9 protein-coding genes are annotated in these 8,371 nt (G+C 64.4%); 7 read left to right on the top strand and 2 right to left on the bottom strand.

Annotated elements, in window-relative coordinates; translation table 11 throughout:
• Positions 1 to 59: 59 nt before the first annotated feature.
• Positions 60 to 275: a hypothetical protein gene (locus EOB36_RS31965; RefSeq protein WP_128243073.1), complete on the bottom strand. Its 216-nt coding sequence runs from the start codon at positions 273 to 275 to the stop codon at positions 60 to 62.
• Between EOB36_RS31965 and EOB36_RS31960 the strand changes: the two genes are divergently transcribed.
• Both EOB36_RS31960 and EOB36_RS31955 read left to right on the top strand, forming a co-directional pair.
• Positions 265 to 471, top strand: coding sequence for a hypothetical protein (locus EOB36_RS31960; RefSeq protein WP_128243074.1), 207 nt, complete (start codon positions 265 to 267; stop codon positions 469 to 471). The two genes, EOB36_RS31965 and EOB36_RS31960, sit on opposite strands and share 11 nt — an antisense overlap.
• A 232-nt stretch (positions 472 to 703) precedes the next feature.
• Entirely contained in the window at positions 704 to 1,588 is an 885-nt protein-coding gene (locus tag EOB36_RS31955) for a hypothetical protein (RefSeq protein WP_206637231.1), read from the top strand.
• Between the two features lie 92 nt (positions 1,589 to 1,680).
• On the opposite strand, the gene EOB36_RS31950 is transcribed toward EOB36_RS31955, so the two are convergent.
• Positions 1,681 to 3,102: a LuxR C-terminal-related transcriptional regulator gene (locus EOB36_RS31950; RefSeq protein ID WP_127293634.1), complete on the bottom strand. Its 1,422-nt coding sequence runs from the start codon at positions 3,100 to 3,102 to the stop codon at positions 1,681 to 1,683.
• A gap of 249 nt (positions 3,103 to 3,351) precedes the next feature.
• Between EOB36_RS31950 and EOB36_RS31945 the strand changes: the two genes are divergently transcribed.
• From EOB36_RS31945 to EOB36_RS31920, 5 genes are all read left to right on the top strand, one after another.
• On the top strand, positions 3,352 to 4,080 hold the full coding sequence (locus tag EOB36_RS31945) for a gamma-glutamylcyclotransferase (protein ID WP_128286462.1): 729 nt from the start codon (positions 3,352 to 3,354) through the stop codon (positions 4,078 to 4,080).
• On the top strand, positions 4,064 to 4,294 hold the full coding sequence (locus EOB36_RS31940; RefSeq protein WP_128286461.1) for a hypothetical protein: 231 nt from the start codon (positions 4,064 to 4,066) through the stop codon (positions 4,292 to 4,294). The genes EOB36_RS31945 and EOB36_RS31940 overlap by 17 nt, the downstream gene beginning before the upstream one ends.
• 64 nt (positions 4,295 to 4,358) lie before the next feature.
• Positions 4,359 to 5,903, top strand: a complete 1,545-nt coding sequence (locus tag EOB36_RS31935) for a winged helix-turn-helix domain-containing protein (protein ID WP_164897678.1) — start codon at positions 4,359 to 4,361, stop codon at positions 5,901 to 5,903.
• Positions 5,904 to 6,155: 252 nt separating this feature from the next.
• Positions 6,156 to 7,106 carry a substrate-binding domain-containing protein gene (locus EOB36_RS31930; RefSeq protein ID WP_126105695.1) on the top strand — a complete coding sequence of 317 codons (951 nt, stop codon included), beginning with the start codon at positions 6,156 to 6,158 and terminating at the stop codon, positions 7,104 to 7,106.
• A gap of 246 nt (positions 7,107 to 7,352) precedes the next feature.
• A partial coding sequence (locus EOB36_RS31920; RefSeq protein ID WP_164897677.1) for a sugar ABC transporter ATP-binding protein occupies positions 7,353 to 8,371 on the top strand: 1,019 nt, incomplete at its 3' end.

Raw genomic sequence — 8,371 nt, 5'->3', positions numbered from 1 at the left:
CGTCTGCGCTTTCGAAGCGTCATTGACCGTCATGATGGAAACCGCCCCAGGACAGAATACTACAAATGCAGGAGGTCGAATACTGCATCTGCCCGATCCCGCCGCAGGCGCACAAATTGCACGATCGCTTGCAGCAACAAGCTGCAATCAGGGGAGGTTTCCATGCGTCCTGTTTCCATAGTGCTGGCATGCACGATCTTGAGTCTTTCCGCCGCCCAGTCGCCGTCGTTCGCAAGAGGATGCAGGCAGGTGCTGGAATCGGATGTGAAAATCACGAGCATGCGCCTCTATGCCGACATCCTGGCCAATGCCGCCCGCAACGGCTGGGACTACACGCCTGAATCGATCGTCAGCGGCTCAAAGCGGCATTTCGAGGAGATGAAGCTCCAGTTGAACGACGCCGGCTATGAGATCGTCCCCGTCGGCGCCCGCCCGTATTGCAAACGGTTGGATAAGCTCGCCGCCCGCTAGCAACCAGCGATCCGCCCTTTGCGGCGCAAGCTTTCGGCAATGTTGAGCAGAAGACCGTGCCGGATATATTTCGATCCGCTCAGCGCCGTGGGCTGTCAACGAGCGTCCATAAACCTTCCCGATGCTGCCGCCAGACAGCCGGGCGACACCTCAGGCAAACGCGCCGGGTACACACCCGGGCAGCAAACCATCCACTACCCACTGGGACGTCGTAACTCATGAGTGGGATTTGATGGGGCTCGAAGACGACCATGCGCCACTCCGCCTGGATCACGCGCTGTACCATTTGGACGGCACGCCAGCCGGCCGGCGCAACGCCTCGGCGCTGGCCGATGTCCAGTCCTTCGAACCGTCGATGCTCGACGAAAAACCGTTACCGAGGCTGCGGCCGAAAAGCGCTATCCCCGATTGGTATCGGGTGGTGCGGGCGCTGTCGCGGTTTACCGCTGCAATCCGCTCGCGCATGGTCGGTCCCGGCGGATATTACAATCTCGGCAATGCGCTCGGGCTGGTGACGGGTGTCACGGTCCAGATCGTCGCCGTGCCGCGAGGTCCCGGCCTGAGTGGTTCTGCCGCGCTCCTCGATTATTTCGCCGGCAGCATCGCCGCCATGGCACTGACACTGGCCACGCTGGTCTTCTTCTACAGCGGCGAAATCTACTGCCGCGCCTGGGCTAGAAAGCCGAGCCCCGACGCGTCCCTGAACCGCCTTGGCGACATACTGTCGGGGGTCGGGGCGATTGGGCTTGGCATCGCCCTGTTCCTGTTCGGTGAGCCTGTGCTTGCGGCGACCTCGGGCCTGCTGCATGCACTCGGCAAGTTTGGCAGCGCTTTCGCGGCCGGCAGGCCGTTGCCCGGCTGGCAAGCCACCTGGCCCGACCCGTTCCGCAGCGCCGTGCTGGCCAGCCGCCTTCCGGCGATGGTAGCGGCGGCGGCGGGGATCGGCGGTGCCTTGCCGCCGGTGTGGTCGGGCGCTTCGTCGACGCTCGTTGCTGCGCCGCTGACATTGCTCGTCTGCTACCTGCTATGGGCAAAGGCCGACCTGCTGCTGCTCCAGGACGGGCGAGCCGAGCGCGCGCTGGCTTCGCACGCCGGAAACCGCCGAGATGCAGTTTGACGCCCGCATCGAAAATCCAAATCGGCAAGCCGGCGGTGGCAGACTGAGAGATTATCGGGGCAATGCGTAGTCGCGGACTCCTCGGCAAGGCCTCAACCGAGCCTTGCCAGCTTTGCGGCGTCGCGTATGGCTTGCACGGCATGCGGGTTTGTCACGGGATAGGCTGCGACGAAGCGTTCGACCGAAAAGTCCGGGAATTCAGCTTTCAAGCGGGCTGCAATCCTGGCCGCCTCGCCGGTCTCGCTCACGGCTGCATGCGCCAGCGCCAAAAACATCAGCACGTTCGGAGAATCCGGCGAACTCCTGCGGAGCGCTGCGATGGCTTCGCGATGCCTGCCGGCGACGAACAGGATGCGGCCTTGCATGCCGAAATACCAGGGCGGGGCCAGTGGATTGAGGCGCATGGCGCGCTCGATGAGCGGGATCGCCTCGGCCGGATCGCCGGCGACAAGCGCCTTGCTGCCGGCCAGCAGCGCCAGCGTGTCGGCATGATTGGAGCCGTATTCGAAGCCACGCTGATACGCGCGCTCTGCCCCCTCAAAGTCGCCGAGACATCCCTTGAGATCGCCAAGGCAGGTGTGGGCGGCGCTGTCCGTCGGGTCGAGCCGCAAGGCGTTTTCGACCGCCGCCCGCCAGTTCTCGATTGAGCCCGGCACATCGTCGCCAAAGCCGTTGCAGGCCTCGATGGAATAGGCATAGGCAAGCTCGGTCCAGGCCCTGACCAGAGTTGGGTCAAGCTCCAGCGCTCGTGAAAGCAGGCGGATTGCCTCGACATTGCCGGCGCGGCTGAACATGTTGTGCTGTTCGACGCCAAGCAGATAAAAGTCGTAGGCCCGCAGGCTGGCCGGCGGCTTGCGGCGGACCGCATTGCGGCCCACCGTGGCGATCGCCCCAAAACAGCCAGCAAGGACATTGATGACGCCTTCCGTCAGGCTGTCCTGCAGTTTGAAAACGTCCTCGACCGGACGGTCGTAGCGCTCGCTCCAAAGGCTGACGCCGTTCTCCGCATCGGCAAGCTCTATCGTCAACCGAACCCGCCGCTCTTCGGCGCGCAACTGGCCCGACACGAGATAGGTGGCGCCCAGCGCCTTGCCGTCCGCCGCGAAGTCGGCCGGCTTGCTGCCCAGCGATTTCATCGTGTGGAAAGCGATGACCGGCAAGCCCGCGTATCGCGCCAGGTCGATGGTGATGTCCGACGACAGACCGTCGGCAAAGCGCTGCCAGCGCTCTTCGGAATTCAGACATTCGATCGGGAATATGGCGAGCACCGGCGAGGCGTCGGACAAGGACGGAGCCGGCTGCGCGCTGGTGGCGCCGGCAAAATACGATGCGAGAGCGACTTTGTTGCGGACGCCAAGTTTTTCATAGATCGAGGCGAGATGGGTGCGGACGGTCGAGGGGGCGATGAACAGCGCCTCGCCGATCTCGCGATAGGTCAGGCCGGCGGCAAACTTCTCCGCGACCGCGCGCTCGCGGTCGGATAGAGCCGGCGAAGACGTCGCGATGCGGTTCATGGCAAATTTCCTGCCACCGGACGGAGAGACGGGTTCAACTGCTGCCGACGCAGGATACTACAAATGGAGAACCCTAAACACCGCATCTGGCCGATTGTGATGTCGCGCTTCGAAGCCGAAAGCTTCTCGCACGCCGCTCCGACCAGCCGCTGCGCTCCATTCGATTTCAGCACAATATCAGCATCCGTTCAGGACGCGGATGCCATGTCGCGGCGATGCTCTCTCGGGAGACAAACCCGATAAGCGGCCATGACAATTGCCCTGACAGAAGACCTCCTCGCCAGGATCGATCGCAAGATCGAAGACGCCGGCTCGGCGCCCGGACTGCGCAATCTGGAGGATCGCGACTATGCCGACATTCGCACGCAGCTGCTTGCGGGACGCCCGCGCGACGTTTGGGTGTTCGCCTATGGCTCGCTGCTGTGGAACCCATGCTTCGAATTCGTCGAGGAGCGACCGGCGACCGTGCATGGCTGGCATCGGCGATTTTCGCTATGGCTGACCCGCTGGCGCGGCACGCGCGAGCGGCCCGGGCTGATGCTTGCGCTCGACCGTGGCGGCAGCTGCCGCGGTGTCGTCTACCGTCTCCCCGACCTTGATATCGACGCGGCAATCGACCGGCTGCTGCGCCGGGAGATGAGCGCCAACCCGCCGACCAACATTCCGCGCTGGGTCTCGGTTCGAGGCACGGCTGGGAATTTGCGGGCCATCGCCTTCGTCGCCGACCGGAATGGCCCCGCCTATGCCGCAGGCCTTAACGAGCAGACCACGGTGGAAATCCTGTCGCTCGCCGCCGGCCACATCGGAAGCTGCGCCGACTATCTGCGCCGCACCGTCGTTCAGCTCGAAGCCCGCAACATCCGCGACGCCACGCTATGGCGGCTGCAGGGCAAGGTCGCCGCCTACCTCGGATCACTGCAATCCGGCACGCCCTTGCCGGCACCAATCCTGGAGATCGAACATGCATGCGAAGGTTGAAGAACCATTCCTCCCGTCGGCTCTGGCGCGGGAAGCGGTGCACCGGATCCTGTCGACGGGCAACGTTGAATTCTATGGCGGCGAAACGGCTCAGATGCTGCACTATCTCGACCTGCTGACGCCGAGTGAGACAGCCATGATCCCTGCCAAAACAATTCCTGCAGAAACGAGGCCGCGCCTGTGGCAGCGCCTTTCCGGCATCTTTCGGGCTTGACCTTTACAGGCTTATGCGGCTCCGATGATCGCTGCGCAATCAGGCGCAGCGGTGGTGCAGGAGCTTGGCACACCAGGTCGGCAGCTCGGTTCTCGATCTCGACCGCGGCACATTGCGGCGTGACGGCGAGATCGTGCCGGTGCGGCCAAAGACCTTCGATCTGCTGGCCTTCCTGGTGCGTAATCCCGGCCGAGTGCTGAGCAAGGACGAACTGTTACAGGCGGTCTGGCCCAGCACCATCGTGACAGAAGATTCGCTCACGCAATGCATTCGCGATGTGCGCAAATGCATAGGCGACGAGACGCAGTCGCTGGTTCGCACTGTGCCTCGGCGCGGCTACATGTTCCGAGCTGCCGACGACGGTCTGTCCGCTTCGCTGCCGCCGGCCACCGCTGCGGTTCAGATTGAACGAGCGCCCGAGCCGATGGTCGCCATCCTGCCGTTTCGCGTCAACATTGACGATGCGACGGCAAAGCCGCTCTTCGACGGCGCGGTCGAGGAGATCATCAACGCGCTTTCCTACTTCAAGACCATCGCGGTGTTGGCACGCCATTCGGCCTTCGCGCTTGCCGAACATTCCGACCAGGACATCTGGGCGACCGCCGAGCGCCTCGGCGCCGACTATGTTGCGGAAGGCAGCGTCGAGAGCGCCGACGGCGGCTACAGCACGCACGTCGTCCTGTCAGAGACAGCGTCCGGCCGGCGCATATGGGCGCAGACGTTTTCATTCAGGACGAGCGAGATTTTCGCTTTTCAGAGAACAGTGGCGCAACGGATTGCGACCGCGCTGGTCGCCAACATCGAGAGCGCTGCCATGCGGCGCACATCCCCGGCGCCCGCCGCCAACGTCGAAGCCTATGTCCACATCTTGCGCGGCATGGCGCTTCTGCGCAGCTATGGCGAGGGCGTCAACCAGCAGGCCCGCGAACATTTGCTGAAGGCGCTCGAACGCGATCCGGATTCGGGGCTCGCTCACGCCTATCTCGCCTTAGCGGACATGATCATAGGCGGCTATGGCGGCGCGCCTCGCGCCTTGCTTGATCAGGCGCGGGACCGTGCCCTGCACGCCACGGCACTCAGCCCGGACGAGGCCCGTTGCCACCGCATCCTGGCCTTGATCCTTATCTACCTGGCCGAATTCGACGCCGCCGCACGCCATTTCGCGCGCGCATTGGATCTTAATCCCTACGACGCCGACACGTTGGCCCAGACGGGCTTTTTCGAGGTCATACGCGGTCATGGCGAGACCGGCCTGATGCTGCTGGACCAGGCGATCCAACTCAATCCGATGCATCCCGCCTGGTATTATTACGACCGGGGTGAGGCCCTGCTTGTCCTTGGTCGCTACCCGGAAGCGGCGGCGTCTTTTTCCTGCCTTCCGCGAAAGAGTGCCTGGCAATGGGCGCGGCTGGCTGCCTGTCACGCGCTTGACGGCAATATCGACAAGGCAAGGGCCTGCACCAGGGAAGGCCGCCGCCTAAATCCCGGCCTGACCGAACAGGCAATCATGGCGGACCTTCACATGATGCGCTCGGAAGATCGGGAGCGGATACGGTCCGGTCTCGAGTTGGCTGGATGGGATGACGCGCAAATGCCGACAACATCATGAGCAGCACCGGCGGCGCTGGGCACATGACGCGGCCCCGAGTCGAATCCGCCCGTTCTTGCGCAAACCTCCGGCCTTGGCTAGCATCCGCCCGCAGGCACCGAGCGGAGGAGAACGTCGCGGTGGACCGGCTGGAGCGCCGTTGCGTCCCCTTGGGCGCTCAAAGGACACTCCATTTCTAGATCGACGCATGAACCTGCCGGAGACCCATTCCGGTTTTCGGGGTCGTGCGCTCATGTGGAGGAGACTAAATTGATGAACAGACGTGAATTCCTGCTGTCGTCCGTGGCGATGAGCACATTGGCGCTGGCCGCTCCGCAACCGGCATTCGCCCAGGACAAGCTGACCATCCTGGGTTCGGTGCCCAGCCTCGGCTTTCCGTTCTTCGTTCACATGCTGAACCAGATCAAGGCGGAGGCGCAGGCGCAAGGCGTCAATCTGACCGAGAGCGATGGCCAGAATTCGGCACCCAAGCAGACTGCCGATATCGAGGCGGCGCTTGTGCAGAAGGTCGACGCCATCGTCATCTCGCCGCTCGACGTCAACGCGCTGGCGCCGGCCATCGAGCAGGCGGTGCAGGCCGGCATTCCCGTCGTCACCATCGATCGCCGCGTCGACGGCGTCGAAGGCATCCTCGCCCATGTCGGCGCCGACAATGTCAAGGGCGGCGAGGCCGAGGCGCAGGCCATGGTGGCGGCGTTCCCGAACGGCGCCAAAATCTTCCATCTGCAGGGCCAGCCAGGTGCTGGGCCCGCGATCGACCGCAACAAGGGCGTGCACAATGTTCTCGATCCGCTGAAGGACAAATACCAGATCATCTTCGAGCAGACCGCGAACTTCGCCCGCGCCGAGGCGCTCTCCGTCACCGAAGCCGGCCTTGCCGCCAACGGCAAGCCCGACGCGATCATCTGCGCCAACGACGACATGGCGCTTGGCGCGGTTGAAGCCTGCGCGGCGCGCAACTTCACCGACGTGAAGATCTATGGCTTCGATGCGCTTCCCGAAGCGCTGGTCGCCGTGCGCGACGGCAAGCTGGCCGGCACGGTCGAACAGTTCCCCGGCGAGCAGTCGCGCACCGCGGTGCAGATCGCCGTCGCCTATGCCAAGGACAAGACCGAGCCCAAGGAAAAGCTCGTGCTGCTGACGCCGATCGTCATCGGCAAGGACAATCTCGATAAGGCTGAAAGGCTTGGCGAGACGAAGTAGGAGCACAAAAGGGGCGCACAGCAGCAAAAGTAGCGTTCTGTCGCGCCCCCCTCTGCCCTGCCGGGCATCTCCCCCACTTGGGGGGAGATCGGCAGCTTCGCCGATAGCGCCTTTTTTGCAACGCAGGAGATTGGCGAAAGCCAAGGCGACATCCAATCTCCCCCCTCGTGGGGGAGATGTCCGGCAGGACAGAGGGGGGCGCTGTCCCGCCAGCCTGCGTGGGAATCGGAATTCAAGGAGGATCGCTTGTCTCCAGCAGAAGCCGCAGCGCCGTTGCTATCCCCGGCCCTCCTCGCCGTCGAGGGCGTGACCAAGCGCTTTGCCGGCGTGACCGCGCTCAGCGATGTCTCGCTCGAAGTTCGGCCCGGCGAAATCCTCGGCCTGCTCGGCGAGAACGGCGCCGGCAAGTCGACGCTGCTCAAGATCCTGTCCGGCGTGATGCCGCCCACCAGCGGCCGCATCGTCTTCGACGGCGTCGAATTCGCTCCGCACAATCCGCAGGACGCCAAGCGCCTCGGCATCGTCACCATCTACCAGGAACTGAGCCTGATCCCGACGCTGACGGTGGCGGAGAACATCTTCATCGGGCGCGCGCCGCTCGGGCCCCTCGGACTGGTGAGCTGGCGGAAGATGGAGGAAGCCTCCCGCGGCATCATCGCCCGCGTCGGTCTGGATCTCGACCCGGCGACGCCGGTGTCGGCACTGTCGGTGGCCGAGCAGCAGCTGGTCGAGATCGCCCGGGCGCTGTCGCTGAAGAGCCGCCTCATCATCATGGACGAGCCGACCTCGGCGCTGACCGAAACCGAAGTGCAGAAACTGATGTCGATCATGGGCCGGCTGCGCAAGGACGGCGTCGCCATCATGTTCGTCACCCACCGGCTGGAAGAGGCCTCTGCCATCTGCGATCGCATGACAGTGCTGCGCGACGGCAGGTTGGCCGGCCATCTCGATCGCGAGGGCGGGCCAATCAAGCTGCCGAAAATCATCGAGAAGATGGTCGGCCGCGCCGCATCCGAGCTTTATGCCAGGCCGACACTGCGCGACGTCGCCGGCGACGTCAGGCTCTCGGTGCGCGGCCTGCGCACCGTGCGCGATCCGCAGGCGCCGCACGCGATCGTGCTCGAAGGCGTCGACCTCGATCTCAAGGCGGGCGAGATCCTCGGTGTCGCCGGCCTCGTCGGCTCCGGCCGCACCGAGCTTGCCCGCGCCATCTTCGGCGCCGACCGCATTGCCGCCGGACAGCCCCTCGATGGGCTGCTCGGGCG

This window comes from Mesorhizobium sp. M6A.T.Cr.TU.017.01.1.1, from assembly GCF_004023115.1.
GTDB lineage: Bacteria > Pseudomonadota > Alphaproteobacteria > Rhizobiales > Rhizobiaceae > Mesorhizobium > Mesorhizobium mediterraneum.
This window is presented reverse-complemented; position numbering and strand designations above follow the sequence as displayed.

Excerpts from the sequence above, each read along its gene's own strand:
- EOB36_RS31950 (WP_127293634.1), bottom strand. The coding sequence starts at position 3,102 with ATGAACCGCATCGCGACGTCTTCGCCGGCTCTATCCGACCGCGAGCGC.
- EOB36_RS31940 (WP_128286461.1), top strand. The coding sequence starts at position 4,064 with ATGCATGCGAAGGTTGAAGAACCATTCCTCCCGTCGGCTCTGGCGCGG.
- EOB36_RS31930 (WP_126105695.1), top strand. The coding sequence starts at position 6,156 with ATGAACAGACGTGAATTCCTGCTGTCGTCCGTGGCGATGAGCACATTG.
- EOB36_RS31945 (WP_128286462.1), top strand. The coding sequence starts at position 3,352 with ATGACAATTGCCCTGACAGAAGACCTCCTCGCCAGGATCGATCGCAAG.
- EOB36_RS31955 (WP_206637231.1), top strand. The coding sequence starts at position 704 with ATGGGGCTCGAAGACGACCATGCGCCACTCCGCCTGGATCACGCGCTG.